Genomic DNA, 16,192 nt, shown 5'->3' with positions numbered 1-16,192 from the left:
CACAGAATACATACCTTATTACCGGGATAGGTAATATACATTGACATAAAGATTAAGAAAAGAAGAAACGCCATGGGGCACATACGATCAAAGGTATGGAACGGTTCGAGACCGCAGTTTTTTACTAACGGAGCTGAAACGGAGCTTAGGTTGGGGACAATGAAACCCTCCGCCTTTATACCTTCGGCCTTCAGCCTCAGTAAAGTTCTTTGACATATTGGAAGAAGTTAAAAAAGAAGAGCAAACAACAATAGGCGACTGTTGTGTTTGTGCTCGCTTAAAGGGATCGCAAGAAACCGATAAGTATGAGACATCATGACAAGAGCAAAAAAAGCATACCATATGGCGCAAAAGGCATATGAGTAGAAGAAAGTAATAAAGAGTACACGGGGGATGCCTTGGCTCTCAGAGGCGATGAAGGACGTGATAAGCTGCGATAAGCTTCGGGTATTTGCAAATAGGAACTGATCCGAAGATTTCCGAATGGGGCAACCCGGCTAGTTGAAGACTAGTCACATATAATGAGCAAACCTGCCGAACTGAAACATCTAAGTAAGCAGAGGAAGAGAAAATAACAATGATTTCCTAAGTAGTGGCGAGCGAAAGGGAAAGAGCCCAAACCTACTTTGTTACGGCAAAGTGGGGGTTGTAGGACTACGATGTGGCATTGGTAAACAGAAGTGGAACGGGATGGGAAGCCCGGCGAGACAAGGTGATAGCCCTGTACACGTATAGAATACCAGTCTAGTAGTATCCTGAGTACCGCGAGGTCGGAGACGCCTTGTGGGAATCTGCCGGCACCATCCGGTAAGGCTAAATACTCCTGAGAGACCGATAGTGAACCAGTACCGTGAGGGAAAGGTGAAAAGAACCCCGAACAGGGGAGTGAAATAGAACCTGAAACCGTGTACTTACAAGCGGTCGGAGCATCCAAGTGGTGTGACGGCGTGCCTTTTGCATAATGAGCCTACGAGTTACTCCTCTCTGGCAAGGTTAAGTGCTTCAGGCACGGATCCGAAGCGAAAGCGAGTCTGAACAGGGCGTATAGTCAGAGGGGGTAGACGCGAAACCTTGTGATCTACCCATGGACAGGTTGAAGGTGCGGTAACACGTACTGGAGGACCGAACCGATAAACGTTGAAAAGTTTCCGGATGATCTGTGGGTAGGGGTGAAAGGCTAATCAAACTGGGAAATAGCTCGTACTCCCCGAAATGTTTTTAGGAACAGCGTGGATATTAAGTTTCATAGAGGTAGAGCTACTGATTGGGTGCGGGGGAGTCAAATCCTACCAAATCCAGACAAACTCCGAATGCTATGAAATATGATCTGCAGTGAGGCGCGGGGTGCTAAGGTCACGCGCCGAGAGGGAAAGAACCCAGACCATCAGCTAAGGTCCCCAAGTGACAGTTAAGTTGAACTAACGAGGTCCGATTGCACAGACAGCTAGGATGTTGGCTTGGAAGCAGCCATTCATTTAAAGAGTGCGTAACAGCTCACTAGTCGAGCGATCGGGCATGGATAATAAACGGGCATTAAACTGTTCACCGAAGCTATGGGATTGAAATATATCGGTAGGGGAGCATTCTATATGCAGCGAAGGTATCTGGTAATGGGTGCTGGAGCGTATAGAAAAGCAAATGTAGGCATAAGTAACGATAAGGCGGGAGAGAAACCCGCCCACCGAAAGGATAAGGTTTCCTGATCAACGCTAATCGGATCAGGGTCAGTCGGGACCTAAGGAGAACCCGAAGGGGAAATTCGATGGACAACTGGTTAATATTCCAGTACTTTTTATAACTGCGATGTGGGGACGGAGTAGTGACACTGCCGCGATCTGACGGAATAGATCGTTAAAGACAGTAGGTATTAGAACGGTAGGCAAATCCGCCGATCTAGCTGAAAGTCGATAGTACCGCGAGCCTTCGGGTAAGCGGATAGCGCAGGTAATCAGACTTCCAAGAAAAACCGCTAAGCTTCAGGTTATAAAAACCCGTACCGCAAACCGACACAGGTATCCGGGAAGAGGATTCTAAGGTGCTCGAGTGAATCATGGCTAAGGAACTCGGCAAAATGGCCCTGTAACTTCGGGAGAAGGGGCGCTTGCAGCAATGTAAGCCGCAGTGAAAAGGCCCAGGCGACTGTTTAACAAAAACACATGGCTTTGCAAAATCGAAAGATGAGGTATAAGGCCTGACACCTGCCCGGTGCTGGAAGGTTAAGAGGGGATGTCATCGTAAGAGAAGCATTGAATCGAAGCCCCAGTAAACGGCGGCCGTAACTATAACGGTCCTAAGGTAGCGAAATTCCTTGTCGGGTAAGTTCCGACCTGCACGAATGGTGTAACGATCTGGGCGCTGTCTCAGCCATGAGCTCGGTGAAATTGTGGTCCCGGTGAAGACGCCGGGTACCCGCAACGGGACGGAAAGACCCCATGCACCTTCACTACAATTTAACATTGACATTGGATACAGGATGTGTAGGATAGGTGGGAGGCTTTGAAGCGGCGTCGCTAGGCGTCGTGGAGCCAACGTTGAAATACCACCCTTTCTGTATTCGGTGTCTAATCCCGCCAAGCGGGAGACATTGTTTGATGGGTAGTTTGACTGGGGTGGTCGCCTCCAAAAAGGTAACGGAGGCTTTCAAAGGTAAGCTCAGTACGCTTGGTAACCGTACGCGGAGTGCAATAGCATAAGCTTGCTTGACTGTGAGACAGACAAGTCGATCAGGGTCGAAAGACGGATATAGTGATCCGGTGGTTCTGCATGGAAGGGCCATCGCTCAAAGGATAAAAGGTACGCTGGGGATAACAGGCTGATCTCCCCCAAGAGCTCATATCGACGGGGAGGTTTGGCACCTCGATGTCGGCTCGTCACATCCTGGGGCTGGAGAAGGTCCCAAGGGTTCGGCTGTTCGCCGATTAAAGTGGCACGCGAGCTGGGTTCAGAACGTCGCGAGACAGTTCGGTCCCTATCTGTTGTGGGCGTAGGAATTTTGAGTGGGGCTGACCTTAGTACGAGAGGACCGGGTTGGACCAGCCTCTAGTGAATCTGTTGTTCCGCCAGGGGCATTGCAGAGTAGCTACGCTGGGAATAGATAAGCGCTGAAAGCATCTAAGTGCGAAACTAGCCACGAGATGAGAATTCCATATAGGACCGTAGAAGACTACTACGTTGATAGGCTACAGATGTAAAGCTGGTGACAGCACAGTCGAGTAGTACTAATCATCCGAAGCTTTCAAAGCAAACAGACTGTTGTTTGTTCTTCATAATAACTTCTTTCAATACTGTTTAAGGTTTAAGGCGAAAGGCTTAAGGTTCAGGGTTTCCCCCCGACCTTTACACCCTCCACCTTCTACCTCAATAAAATATTTAGGTGCCTATATCGGTGGTGTCCACCTCTTCCCATTCCGAACAGAGAAGTTAAGCCCACCAGAGCCGATGGTACTGCGGTAACACGTGGGAGAGTAGGTCGGTGCCAAATCTTAAAAGAAACCCTTCAGCAGAAATGCTAAAGGGTTTTCTTCGTTTAAGGCAATCCTATCAGCATTTCCGATTTCCTTCCCAACATTAAGAAGCACTATGTTAACTTGGAACCGCTTTCTTCATTACCATAATTTCTTAATGGTAAAGAGGGTGTTTCCTACAGATTATGCAGATCTTCGCAGATTTTTTTTCAACCATTAAGAAGTTAAGTAAGATTAAGGCATTATATCGTAACGAATTCTTCTTAATGACCTTAATAAAGGTTTTTAGATGATTATATATAGTATTATAGGTTTCACTTTTATTTTTCATTAAGAAGTTAGGTATAGTATTAAAACGTATCTCAAAAGGTACATTTGTAATGAAGGTGGATTTTCATTAGTTAGTATGAATGGTTAGAAGAAATCAATTTTCCTGCTACTTACACGAACTGCAATCTGAAAATATAATTATGTAGATTATGCTTTGTGCCTCAGATGATCTTTGCGTTAAAGATTTTCAATGAATATTAATGATTTAGGTCACATTTAAAACTACTTTCATGCTAAATATATTAATATCACAAGGTTTGCCGTAATATTTGGTTATCTTTGTTGTTAACAATATATAAACAAAAGTAATGAGTTTTTTTGCAGATAAAAGAAGGGAAGTAATGGTGCATATTGAAAAGTATATGCTGGAGATGATGGATACCTATCTTAAACCAATTGATACTAACTGGCAACCGTCTGATTTTCTTCCCGATTCTACTAGTGATACATTTTATCACGATATCAGAATATTAAGGGATAATGCAAAGGACCTTTCTTATGACCTTGTGGCTGTATTGATCGGTGATACTATTACTGAAGAAGCTTTACCTACTTACGAATCGTGGTTAGCAATGGTTCAAGGTCCAAGTATGAAAGAAGATGGTGGATGGATGAAATGGAACCGTCATTGGACTGCAGAAGAGAACCGTCATGGTGATTTGTTGAATAAATATTTGTATTTATCTGGTCGGGTAGATATGCGCCAAATGGAAATTTCTACTCAATACCTTATTGCTGATGGTTTCGATATTGGAACTGGTCATGATCCATACCGTAACTTTATTTACACTTCTTTTCAGGAGATGGCAACAAACATTTCGCACAGAAGGGTAGCCTCTTTAGCTAAAAAAGATGGAGATACTTTATTGTCTAGAATGTGTGGTGTGATTGCTTCTGATGAAGCGAGACACGCAAAAGCCTATAAAGATTTTATGAACCGAATTTTTGAGGTTGATCCTAATGAAGCAATGTTAGCTTTTGAAGATATGATGCGCCAGAAAATTGTGATGCCAGCACATTTCTTACGTGAGGTAGGCTTAAAAATTGGTCAAACATTTGGTCACTTCACCGATGCTGCACAACGTTTAGGCGTTTATACTGCAATTGATTATGTTGAAATTATGCAACAGTTAATTGTTGACTGGAAAATTGAGGGGATGCGCGATTTAAATGAAGCTGGTGAAAAAGCCCGTGATTACATCATGGCTTTACCTTCTCGTTTATTACGTGTGGCAGAAAGAATGAAAACGCCAACTATTGATTATAAATTTAGCTGGATTGCTGGTTAACAGTAATCATTAAGACATAAAAGCCTCCCGATATTACATCGAGAGGCTTTTTATTTTTGTTGTAATTTTTGATGAGTTAATTTTGATTCACGACTTGATAAAGCATTGTGATTAAAAATCATCGTTACATGTTTCTTCTGTATTGCCCACCCACTTCGTAAAGTGCTTTACTGATTTGGCCCAATGAACAGATTTTACAGATTTCCATCAATTGTTCGAAGATATTATCGCCTGCTATAGCCGACTTTTGAAGTTGTTTTAAGAGATCTGTAGAACGGTCGGCATTACGATCCTGAAACTTTTGCAATGCCAAAATCTGGTATTGTTTTTCATCCTCAGTAGCGCGGATTACTTCGCCAGGAACAATAGTAGGCGATCCATTTTTATTTAAAAAGGTATTTACCCCTACAATCGGATATTCACCGGTATGTTTCAGCGTTTCATAATACAAACTTTCTTCCTGAATTTTTCCACGTTGATACATCGTTTCCATTGCTCCTAAAACGCCCCCACGATCATTAATGCGTTTAAATTCGGCAAGAACAGCATCTTCAACTAAATCAGTTAATTCTTCGATGATAAAAGCACCCTGTAGAGGATTTTCATTATTTGCCAATCCTAATTCTCTGTTAATGATCAATTGGATGGCCATCGCTCTCCTTACCGATTCTTCGGTAGGTGTGGTAATGGCTTCATCATAAGCATTGGTATGCAGCGAATTGCAGTTGTCATAAATGGCGTAAAGTGCCTGTAAAGTCGTACGGATATCATTAAAATCAATTTCCTGGGCATGTAAAGAACGACCAGAAGTTTGGATATGGTATTTTAGTTTCTGTGAACGGTCATTACCCTTATATTTGTTTTTGATGGCCTTAGCCCAAATTCTTCTTGCTACGCGCCCAATAACTGCATATTCAGGGTCGATTCCATTAGAAAAGAAAAAGGATAAGTTAGGAGCAAAATCGTCGATATGCATGCCTCTGCTTAAGTAATATTCTACAAAAGTGAAACCGTTACTTAGCGTAAAAGCAAGTTGAGAAATGGGATTTGCCCCAGCTTCGGCGATGTGATAGCCCGAAATAGAGACTGAATAAAAATTTCTTACTTTCTCATCTATAAAATATTTCTGAATATCGCCCATCATGCGTAAGGCAAATTCAGTTGAAAATATACAGGTATTTTGTGCCTGATCTTCCTTTAAAATATCAGCCTGAACGGTTCCTCTAACCGAACTGATTGCTTTGGCTCTAATCTGGGCATAAACATCCGCTGGCAAAACCTGATCTCCTGTAACGCCTAAAAGCATTAATCCTAAGCCATTGTTTCCCTCAGGAAGTGCACCATTGTAGGTGGGTTTTTCAATGTTTTTCGTTTTATAGATCGCATCGATTTTTGCCTTAATTTCTTCAGTTAAACCGTTTTCAATAATGTATTTTTCACATTGCTGATCAATTGCCGCATTCATGAAAAAACCCAATAACATCGGTGCCGGTCCATTAATAGTCATGGATACAGAAGTTGATGGTGCACAAAGATCAAACCCTGAATAGAGTTTTTTGGCATCATCCAAAGTTGCAATGCTTACGCCTGAATTACCGATTTTCCCATAAATGTCGGGCCGGATGTGCGGATCTTCTCCATATAGGGTAACCGAATCAAAGGCGGTAGATAAGCGGTGTGCCGGCTGACCCAAAGAAACATAATGAAAACGTTTATTGGTTCTTTCGGGGCCACCTTCTCCTGCAAACATTCTTGTTGGATCTTCACCTTCTCTTTTTAACGGAAATACACCTGCTGCATAAGGGAATTCGCCTGGAAGGTTCTCAGTTAAAAGCCACCTTAAAATATCGCCCCAATCTTCATATCTCGGCAAAGAGACTTTAGGAATGTTCAGCTTTGAAAGTGATTCGTAAAATAAGGGTTGTTTGATCTCTTTATCACGAACTTTATAAATGAAAAATTCTTCTTTATAAGCCCTTTTGGTATCTGGCCACTGGCGCAATAAGCGTCTGCATTCGCCATCCAACTGCTCCTCGAAGAAATTGTAAGTTGTACTTAAACTTTTCGACAGCTCATCCTGCTGAAAACCATCTGGTAGAGGGGATTTGTTATCGCCTATTAGATTGATTACTCCTTTTAGTTGGTACATTTTACGGGCAATTGTGGCTTGTTTATCAACCCATTCATTGTACAGCTGACTAGATTCAGCAATCTCTGCCAAGTAACGGATGCGATCGGGTGGGATGATATAGATTTTTTCAGACTGATCGGAAGTGAGTTCCATTTTGGCCTTAAAATCAGTTCCTGTTTTTAGTTTAATCTGCTCCATTAAGGCAACAAACAAATTATTCATCCCCGGATCATTAAATTGCGAGGCCATGGTGCCATAAACGGGTATTTCATTGTCTTTAGCGTCGAAAATGTTATGGTTACGCTTGTATTGCTTACGCACGTCCCGCAAAGCATCCAAAGCACCTCTTTTATCAAATTTATTAATGGCTACCAGATCGGCAAAATCAAGCATATCGATTTTTTCCAATTGGGTAGCAGCACCAAATTCTGGCGTCATCACATAGAGTGAAACATCACAATGTTCAGTAATTTCGGTATCTGATTGTCCAATACCCGAGGTTTCTACAATAATTAGATCGTAGCCGGCAGCTTTACAGATATCAATACTTTCTTGCACATTTTTAGAGAGCGCAAGGTTGGCCTGCCTGGTGGCTAACGAACGCATGTAAACCCTTGGATTATTAATGGCATTCATCCTAATCCTGTCGCCCAATAAAGCGCCACCTGTTTTTCTTTTTGAAGGATCAACGGAGATGATGGCTAGCGTTTTATCTTTCACTTCTACGAGGAAACGACGTACGAGTTCATCTACCAAAGATGATTTTCCTGCTCCACCGGTTCCTGTAATGCCTAAAATAGGGGCAGTATTATTTTTTGAAAGTTTTTTTAATTCATCAACAAACTTTTGAGCGCCTTCGGGATCATTTTCTGCAACGGTAATGGCTCCTGCAATGGCTTTCACATCTTTTGTTGGAATGGTTTCGAGTTCGTTGGTGATATTTGCTTTGGTAACGAAATCGGTCTGGATCAGCATGTCGTTAATCATTCCCTGTAAACCCATTTTCCTGCCGTCATCAGGAGAGTAGATTTTTGAGATTCCATAGGCTTGTAATTCTTCAATTTCTGAAGGTAAAATTACCCCGCCACCACCTGCAAATATTTTAATATGGCTTGATCCTCTTTCTTGCAAAAGATCGTACATGTATTTAAAATATTCGATATGTCCGCCCTGATAAGAAGTCATTGCTATGCCCTGAACATCTTCCTGAATGGCACAATTTACTACTTCATCTACAGATCTGTTGTGGCCAAGATGGATCACTTCGGCACCTGAAGATTGTAGAATACGGCGCATGATATTTATGGTTGCATCGTGACCATCGAAAAGGGAGGCAGCGGTTACGAAACGAATTTTATTTTTAGGCTTATAGATTTCTACTTGTTGCATACTATGGGATTTTTAAAATCGGGATGCGCTATTGATCGATCCTTGTTTCCAAAAATATTTGGTAAGCAAATGTACTAAATTAAGCAGTTTAAAGCGCGAATACCCTATACCGTTATGGCTTTTGGTTCAGTTATAAATCCAGCCCAATTACAGTAAACAGCCGTTATTATCGTAAATGGCAAACTTCCCTCATGTTGTAGTAAAATCTCGATTGGATAACAGTTACATGATTTATACATAAAAATCATTGGGATAGGAGAGGAACTTAAGGGGAATGGATCTCCTTCAGGTTGCCGTTGTTGTTGGCACGAAGCAATCTTTATGCGCTCGCTAGTAGCGATAGTTGTAGGATTATTCGTCTGTTCCTCCTCGCAATCACAATACTTTTAAGGACCTATCACTGTTGGGTTAAAACAAAAAAAACTATGCTGGTGGGCATAGTTTTTAGAATTATTTATTTGTTATCTCTGTAATTGGCTCCCCTACGGTTCCGTTTGGTGTTTGAATGTGGAGCAGAGCAGCCAGGGTAGGTGCAATGTCTGTCATGTAGTGCATTTTGTTTGTTGCACCAGCTTTAATTCCCCATCCCATAAAAACCAATGGAATGTGTGAATCGTATGGATTCCAGTTTCCGTGAGTTGTTCCTGTACTGCCGCCGTTAAACCAGTTTGGCTGTAATACGTAATAGATATCGCCGCTTCTACGGGCATTATATCCATTGGTGATCATTTTTTTCTGAATTTCCTGCAAGGTAGACTGTGATATTTTGGCAATATCAACTGCATTTTGAAAACCATCTAATCTTTTTAAGAATTCTACAGAAGCTGATTTGATTACATCGAAGCTAACATCGCCTTTATCGGTTTTTTCGTGATCAAAAATAATTTGATTGTTCTGAGATTTCAAAACGACGTTGTTTACCTTAAATTTATCATTCAGGTATGTATTTAGCTTAGTTGCAACATCCCTGTCGCTCACCACACCCGAAGGTAATTTGTTCTCTTGCATAAATCCGGGTACATGTGCTGCACCATGATCGGCAGTTAAAAATACAGTATAGTTTCCTTTACCAACTTTTTTATCCAGGTAGTTGAAAAACTCTTCAAAATCTTTGTCTAAACGCAAATACGTATCTTCAGCTTCTATGGAATTCGGACCATAAGCATGACCTACATAATCGGTTGATGAGCAACTTACTGCCAAGAAATCGGTAATGTTGTCTTGACCTAAATCTTCAGAAAGGATGGCCAGTTTAGCTAAATCCAAAGTGATGGTATTGCCATACGGCGTGCTTCTGATGGCATCATAGTTTTTATCAATATTTTGGGTAAGCTGATGTGGAAAAGTGCTCATTTTACCTTCGTAGGCTTTCTCATCGGCTGTACTGTTTACGTAGGTGTTAATTGGATAAAGTGTTTCCCAGTTTTTTGCATAAAACTTATTCGCTAATTTTAGCTTGTTGTAATCTGCAATCCAGGTTGGTACTTCTTTCATGTAATAAGTGCTTGTAATCCAGTTTCCGGTGCTGCCCTGATACCAGTATGCCGCATTTGCTGCATGCCCTGCAGGAAGAATTGAGCCTCTATCTTTTAATGAAATGCCTATTACCTTTCCTCTAAAATTTGTGGCTAACCTCAATTCATCGGTAATTGTTGTTGTTAACATATTTTTAGGAGACATATTACCTTCTGATGAAGGCGTACTGCCCACGGTTGATACTGAAGAATCTTCCGTACAGTATACGTTCTTTTTGGTTTCCGGATCGTACCAATCGTTACCAATAATGCCATGTACCGCAGGCACTGAACCGGTGTAAATACAGGTATGGCCGCAGGCGGTGTAGGTTGGAGTATAAGGAATAAATGTATTTTCTACAGAAAAACCTTCATTAATTAATCTTTTAAAACCTCCGTTGGTATATCGGTTATAATAACGGTAAAGGTAATCCCAACGCATTTGATCAACCACCAGGCCAACCACTAATTTTGGGCGTGAAACTTCTGCAGGAAATGCCTTAGGCTGTGCTGAAATGGTTTTTTTAGTTTGGGCTGAGGTGAAAGCGATTGAAAAAATAGAAATGGAAAAGATTAGACAAGATATTTTCTTCATTGTGTTTTTGTTAAACGGCTAAAGTAATAAATTTAGGTAAAGCTACTTTGAAGTTTATGTAAAGATTTTATATCGCTTCGGCCACTACAAATGTGCTTCCGCCAATAAAAACCAGGTCATTAACTCCGGCAGATTGAATCGCAGTTTCTTTTGCTTTGGCTACTGATGGATAACTGCTTCCTTCCAGATTAAATGAATTTGCCTGTTTTTTTAGTTCATTAGCTGCCAAACCCCTTTGTAAATCTGGTTTGCAAAAATAATAAGTGGCATGTTTAGGCATCAGCGATAAAACTTTGGAAATGTCTTTATCGTTTACCATCCCGAAAACAATGTGCAGGTTTTGATAAGGCGTTTGATTGATATTTTTGATTACTTCTGTAATGCCTGCTTCATTATGTCCGGTATCGCAAATAACCAATGGATTTTTACCTAAAGTTTGCCAGCGGCCTTGCAGACCGGTTTGTTTTTTAACCTGACTCATTCCCTTATATATAGCTTCCTGATCGGTTTTAATATCAGTTTCATTATTAAGCACTGCGAGGGTTTCTAAAACGGTTAAAATGTTTTTATGCTGGTAAACGCCGGTAAGATCACTTTGCAGGTTTTTGTATTTGATATTATTTCCCTGATAAATGGATAAGATTAATTTATTGTGCTTTATTTTGAAATCTTTTGCACTTAATATCGAGTCGGCAAAAACGATTGGTGCACTCAATTCTTTTGCTTTGGTAATGAATACCGGAGCGGATTCTTCCTGTGTTTCGCCAATAACAACCGGAATATTTTTTTTGATAATTCCTGCTTTTTCGCCTGCAATTTCGCTGAGTGTATTGCCAAGCATATTCATATGATCGAGGCTGATGTTGGTAATAACCGAAATTTCGGGCATGATGATATTGGTAGAATCCAACCTTCCGCCTAAACCCACTTCAATTACGGCCACATCTACCTCGTGTTTTGCAAAATGATCGAATGCCATGGCAACAGTTACTTCGAAGAATGAAGGTTCGGTTTTCTCGATTAGTTTTTGTTGTACTTTAACAAATGAAACGACTTCTGTTTTGCTGATCATTTTTCCGTTGATGCGGATGCGCTCACGGAAATCTTTTAAATGCGGAGAAGTGTATAGTCCGGTTTTATAGCCTTGCGATTGTAGTACTGAAGCCAACATGTGGGAGGTTGATCCCTTTCCATTTGTACCAGCCACATGGATGCTTTTAAATTTATGCTGAGGGTTATCCAAAGCTTCGCAAAGAATAATGGTATTGGTTAAATCTTTTTTGAATGCAGATGCGCCAACGCGGGTAAACATTGGAAGTTTACTGTATAAAAAGTCAAGCGTTTGTTGGTAGTTCATAATAGGTGTCAAATATAAGTTGACTGAAGTTATTATGGAACGAATTGGGAAGATTTTGTTAATATATAATAATGGTCTGTGAGGATACAGACCATGGATGTATTTGCAAGCTATCGTCTTGCTGAATTTATTTCAGCATCTTTAGGAATAAAATAATGGTCAGTGGGGATACAGACCATGGATGTATTTTGCAAGCTATCGTGTTGCTGAATTTATTTCAGCATTTTTCGCAATAAAAATAATGGTCTGTGGGGACACAGACCATGGATGTGTTTGCAAGCTATCGTGTTGCTGAATTTATTTCAGCATTTTTTTACCTCACCTTGAAGTTAAACATTACAATTCCGGTTTGCACATCGGGTGCCGATTCTAATTTATTTAAACTAGCTCCCAATACCGCCTGTTCGCATTTCCGCCATAGGGCTAAATCAGATAGGGTAGTGCCTTTTGCACCTGCACGGGCCTGAACCACTTTACCATTTTTATCTACACGGATTTGAACGGCAATTTTTCCTGCACTTTGTCCATCATCCTGTATCCTGGGGATATCAATAAATTTTCTACTGGCCAACGAAAGCTGAACATTTCCATTTCCGGAGCCACCTTCGCCATAATTAGATGCTAATGGATCGCCATCTTTATCGCCCTGGTTACCTGGCGTTTTTCCGGTTCCATCACCCTGGCCCTGGCCTGTGTTCTTTTTACCCTTGTACAGAGCGTTTTGGTTAATTACCGGTTTGGCAGGTTTATCTTCGGTTACCGGTGTTGGTGCCGCCTTAGTTGGTTGTTTTGTAGGCTTGGTATTTACGGCTATCGCATCTTCGGTATTTTGTGTTTGCACTTCTTTATCGCTACTTTCGGTAGAGGTGGTTGGTGTAACTTTTTCTTCGGGCGTTACTTTTTCAGGTGGTTTCCCATTCGCATTCGGATCTGCTGATGGCTCTTCAATACTGGTGTAATCATCGCCCATACCTTCTGCTGAAGTTCCATAATTTACAACCATTCCGCCCATACCCACTTCTTCAGGTGGCTGGAAAGAACCAATCACGATAAAAAAGCTGATCAACAATAAAAAGCCCATAATTCCGCTTGCTATTGCAATGGCTTTTGGGTAATTATTTTCCTCGTTAGGTATTTGTGCTTTGTAGTTCATTATTTTTTAGGCTCAACGGCTACAACAAGTTTCAACTTTAATTTATTGGCAATATCGTTTACCACAAATCCATCCTGATAAGTCACATTGCGCGATACATATAAAAGGATCGTCATATCTGGTGCCAGTTTTTGGTACGATGCCAATGTAGGCTCTAATTCTTCAATACTTACAGGTTTCTTTTCAACGAAATATTTAAGGTTTTCGTCTATGGTAACCGTTACTGCTTTTTTGGCGGTAGATTGTTGTCCGCTTGAAGATTGTGGCAACAATAGTTTAACTACTGTAGGATTTACCACAGCTGAGGCCAATAAGAAAAACAGCATCAGGAAGAACATAATATCGTTCAACGCTGAAGTATGTACTTCTACCGATCCTTTTGTTCTTTTGCGTAAATTCATTATTTGCCTGGTTCTTCTAGTAAATCAATAAAATCAATTGCATCGGTTTCCATTTTAAGAATGATTTTTTCGACCATTATGTTTAAAATGTGGTACAATACGTATGCGATGATACCGATAATCAATCCGGTTGCCGAGGTAATCATTTTGGTATATAAACCGCCTGAGATGGTACCGATTTCGATAGCACCTTTTATTGATACCTGGTGGAAAATGGTAATTACCCCCACAATTGTTCCTACGAAACCAAGCATTGGCGCAATACCCGCAACAATACCCAATATGCTAATGTTTTTTTCCAATTTAGAAACTTCCAATTTACCCACATTTTCAATTGCACCTTCAATATCTTTAATCGGGCGGCCAATGCGTTTTAAACCTTTTTGCAACATGCGCGAAAGGGGTGAATTGTTGTTTCTTAAAAGTGACATTGCACCATCTAAATTTCCCGATTGGATATAGGATCTGATCTGTCCCATTAGGTTTGATTCGTCTTTAGTTGCTTTTTTGATGGTTAAATAACGTTCAACAAAGATGATTAGGGCTAAAAAAGCCAGAAAAGCCAGTGGAATCATTACCCAACCGCCTTTAAAAAGCAGATCGATAAAATGTAGTTCTTGCTGTGGTTGTGTTACTGCTTGGTTAACCGCATTTGCTGTGTCTTGTAATGCTTGTGTGGTGTCCTGAATTAATAAAGTTATCATTATGGTTGTGTGTTGTTAGATTCTTGTTGTACGAAATACCCTTTTCCCTTTAATTTTTTCTGTAAAATTTCCTTTTGTTCTTTCGCTTCTTTTTCTGTTTTGTAACTGGCAATACTTACTTTTTTTAAACGGCCCGGTACTTTTGCAATTTCGGCTTTTAAACCGATTTTTTCCATTTGTTTAATAAACACAAGTGCTTTTTTCTCCGATTGGAAGGAGGCAGCAATAACGTAGAACGTAGAAGGACCTGGGTTTGGTACAATTTTATTTTCTTTTGGTTTTTCAACAGGTAGAGCCGTTACTGGTTTTTCAACTGTTTTAAGGTTAGCCTTTTTTACGGTATCTGCTTTTTGCTGAACCTGATTGGCCTTTAAAATACTGTCGGTTTTAGCTATCGAATCTTGCTTTGCCTTTAAAGTATCTACAGCAACTTTTGGCGAATCTACAACAGTTTGTGCCGGTTTTGCAGGCTCAGCAATTTGACTGGAGAATAATTCGGGTTTAACCAGATAAGTTATCGCTGCTATAACTGCCAATGCTAAAATTGCAATGGTGATCATTAACCAGGTAGACATGCCTTGCCTCGTATCACCTCCATGTTCAATCGGATCATGGCCAAAACGGTTGGGGTGTTCGGCATGTTGTTCTTTAATAAAGGCAGGTGCTTCAATTACAGGTTCTTCTGCATTGGTTTCTTCATCTAAATTGATGTACGTTTTAGGCTCCTCTGTTTCTGAGCGAAGTGAGAAACGGCTTGGCGTATCTTTTGGTGCAAGAATTGTTTCTATTACTTCAGGATATTCATCATGCTGTGCATTGTCTGATTCAGGTGTTTCAATTATATGATGCGTTGCTGCAATATTTTCTACCTCAGATTCTGGTGTATGCCCAAAACGGTTCGGGTGTTCTTCATGCTGAATTATAATGGATTCTGGTACTTCTACTTCTTCAGTATGATGGGTTGCTTCGACTGTATTTTCAATCTCAGTTACTTCATTTTCAGCATTTGTAGGATCAATATTTTCTACCTCCGATTCTGGAGTATGACCAAAACGGTTTGGATGTTCCTCATGCTGATTTACAATCGACTCCGGAACCTCAACTTCATCAGTTTGATCTGTATTGTTTTGATCATCAGTAGTTTCAGTCGCAAGGTGTTCTGCGGCAATATTTTCTGATTCCGATTCTGGCCTATGACCAAAACGGTTGGGGTGTTCTTCGTGTTGTTCTTTTATAAATTCTGGTGCCTCAACAACCTCTTCCGTATGTTTTAAGGTGTTTTTAAGGTCATCTTTTACTTCATCAAGTTCGATATTCTCGATAACAGGAGGTTGATAAGATTTATTTCCAAAAGGTGAAGGGGCAACGGGTGCTTCGGCAATTTCGTCGTAAACTTCTTCATCTTTTTTAGGTAAACTGGTAGTTACTTCATCAGTAGCGGTTTCTGCCAATGATGGTAGTCCATAAAATTCAGAACCATAGTTCATGTTTTTTACCGGTTCGAAACCTATTCCCTGTTCGGTAAAAAATAATCGTCCGGTATTTTCAAGTTCGGCTTCGTGGTTTAATTCCAGTTTCTGATTTACTTCCTCAACAAACTGTTCGATATAGTATTTGGCACTATCGGTTGAGATATTTCTTTTTGCAGAGATGAAATCAGCTAAGGCTGCTTCTTCAATTAAATCCGTAGCAAACTGCAGGGTATATCCAGGAGGTAAAAACGTTTGTTTTTCCTTATCGTATCTTCCTGGGTATTTCTTCTTATAGAAGGTGCCCAAGCCGGTAATACCAACTTCTTTGCGTTGCTGCAAGAGTTCTAACAGGTATGATAAGATATCCATTCGGGTAAAATTAAGCGTTTTAAA

General features: G+C 40.7%; 8 protein-coding genes and 2 rRNA genes. 3 read left to right on the top strand and 7 right to left on the bottom strand.

All coding sequences use genetic code 11. The annotated features are described in order from the left end of the window. Positions 1–366: 366 nt before the first annotated feature. From ACZZZW_RS21480 to ACZZZW_RS21470, 3 genes are all read left to right on the top strand, one after another. Positions 367–3,241, top strand: a 23S ribosomal RNA gene (locus ACZZZW_RS21480). Positions 3,242–3,369: 128 nt separating this feature from the next. Next, positions 3,370–3,481: ribosomal RNA gene (rrf, locus tag ACZZZW_RS21475) — 5S ribosomal RNA — on the top strand. 621 nt (positions 3,482–4,102) lie between these two features. Next, positions 4,103–5,083, top strand: a complete 981-nt coding sequence (locus ACZZZW_RS21470) for an acyl-ACP desaturase (RefSeq protein ID WP_463496429.1) — start codon at positions 4,103–4,105, stop codon at positions 5,081–5,083. Between the two features lie 124 nt (positions 5,084–5,207). Here the strand turns inward: ACZZZW_RS21470 and ACZZZW_RS21465 are convergent, their stop codons facing one another. The 7 genes from ACZZZW_RS21465 to ACZZZW_RS21435 all read right to left on the bottom strand — a co-directional run bounded on the left by ACZZZW_RS21465 (position 5,208) and on the right by ACZZZW_RS21435 (position 16,168). Beyond that, positions 5,208–8,603: a methylmalonyl-CoA mutase family protein gene (locus ACZZZW_RS21465; RefSeq protein WP_463496427.1), complete on the bottom strand. Its 3,396-nt coding sequence runs from the start codon at positions 8,601–8,603 to the stop codon at positions 5,208–5,210. Positions 8,604–9,053: 450 nt separating this feature from the next. Next, positions 9,054–10,712 carry an alkaline phosphatase PafA gene (gene pafA, locus ACZZZW_RS21460; RefSeq protein WP_463496425.1) on the bottom strand — a complete coding sequence of 553 codons (1,659 nt, stop codon included), beginning with the start codon at positions 10,710–10,712 and terminating at the stop codon, positions 9,054–9,056. Positions 10,713–10,779: 67 nt separating this feature from the next. Beyond that, entirely contained in the window at positions 10,780–12,069 is a 1,290-nt protein-coding gene (locus ACZZZW_RS21455) for a bifunctional folylpolyglutamate synthase/dihydrofolate synthase (RefSeq protein ID WP_463496422.1), read from the bottom strand. Between the two features lie 313 nt (positions 12,070–12,382). Further along, positions 12,383–13,222, bottom strand: a complete 840-nt coding sequence (locus tag ACZZZW_RS21450) for a hypothetical protein (RefSeq protein WP_055906537.1) — start codon at positions 13,220–13,222, stop codon at positions 12,383–12,385. Beyond that, complete coding sequence (locus tag ACZZZW_RS21445) at positions 13,222–13,623, bottom strand: ExbD/TolR family protein (protein WP_025144642.1); 402 nt, start codon at positions 13,621–13,623, stop codon at positions 13,222–13,224. The genes ACZZZW_RS21450 and ACZZZW_RS21445 overlap by 1 nt, the downstream gene beginning before the upstream one ends. After that, positions 13,623–14,327, bottom strand: coding sequence for a MotA/TolQ/ExbB proton channel family protein (locus ACZZZW_RS21440; protein ID WP_463496418.1), 705 nt, complete (start codon positions 14,325–14,327; stop codon positions 13,623–13,625). The genes ACZZZW_RS21445 and ACZZZW_RS21440 overlap by 1 nt, the downstream gene beginning before the upstream one ends. After that, positions 14,327–16,168 carry an HU domain-containing protein gene (locus tag ACZZZW_RS21435; RefSeq protein WP_463496415.1) on the bottom strand — a complete coding sequence of 614 codons (1,842 nt, stop codon included), beginning with the start codon at positions 16,166–16,168 and terminating at the stop codon, positions 14,327–14,329. Before ACZZZW_RS21435 ends, ACZZZW_RS21440 begins: the two co-directional genes overlap by 1 nt. Between the last annotated feature and the right edge of the window lie 24 nt (positions 16,169–16,192).

The organism is Pedobacter sp. AC379, assembly GCF_979258145.1.
The sequence above is the reverse complement of the archived record's forward strand: the minus strand, read 5'-3'. Positions and strand labels throughout refer to the sequence as shown.

What these genes read in the sequence shown, in the direction of transcription:
- ACZZZW_RS21445 (WP_025144642.1), bottom strand. Translation starts at nt 13,623, where the DNA reads ATGAATTTACGCAAAAGAACAAAAGGATCGGTAGAAGTACATACTTCA.
- ACZZZW_RS21470 (WP_463496429.1), top strand. Translation starts at nt 4,103, where the DNA reads ATGAGTTTTTTTGCAGATAAAAGAAGGGAAGTAATGGTGCATATTGAA.
- ACZZZW_RS21465 (WP_463496427.1), bottom strand. Translation starts at nt 8,603, where the DNA reads ATGCAACAAGTAGAAATCTATAAGCCTAAAAATAAAATTCGTTTCGTA.
- ACZZZW_RS21455 (WP_463496422.1), bottom strand. Translation starts at nt 12,069, where the DNA reads ATGAACTACCAACAAACGCTTGACTTTTTATACAGTAAACTTCCAATG.
- ACZZZW_RS21440 (WP_463496418.1), bottom strand. Translation starts at nt 14,327, where the DNA reads ATGATAACTTTATTAATTCAGGACACCACACAAGCATTACAAGACACA.
- pafA (WP_463496425.1), bottom strand. Translation starts at nt 10,712, where the DNA reads ATGAAGAAAATATCTTGTCTAATCTTTTCCATTTCTATTTTTTCAATC.
- ACZZZW_RS21450 (WP_055906537.1), bottom strand. Translation starts at nt 13,222, where the DNA reads ATGAACTACAAAGCACAAATACCTAACGAGGAAAATAATTACCCAAAA.
- ACZZZW_RS21435 (WP_463496415.1), bottom strand. Translation starts at nt 16,168, where the DNA reads ATGGATATCTTATCATACCTGTTAGAACTCTTGCAGCAACGCAAAGAA.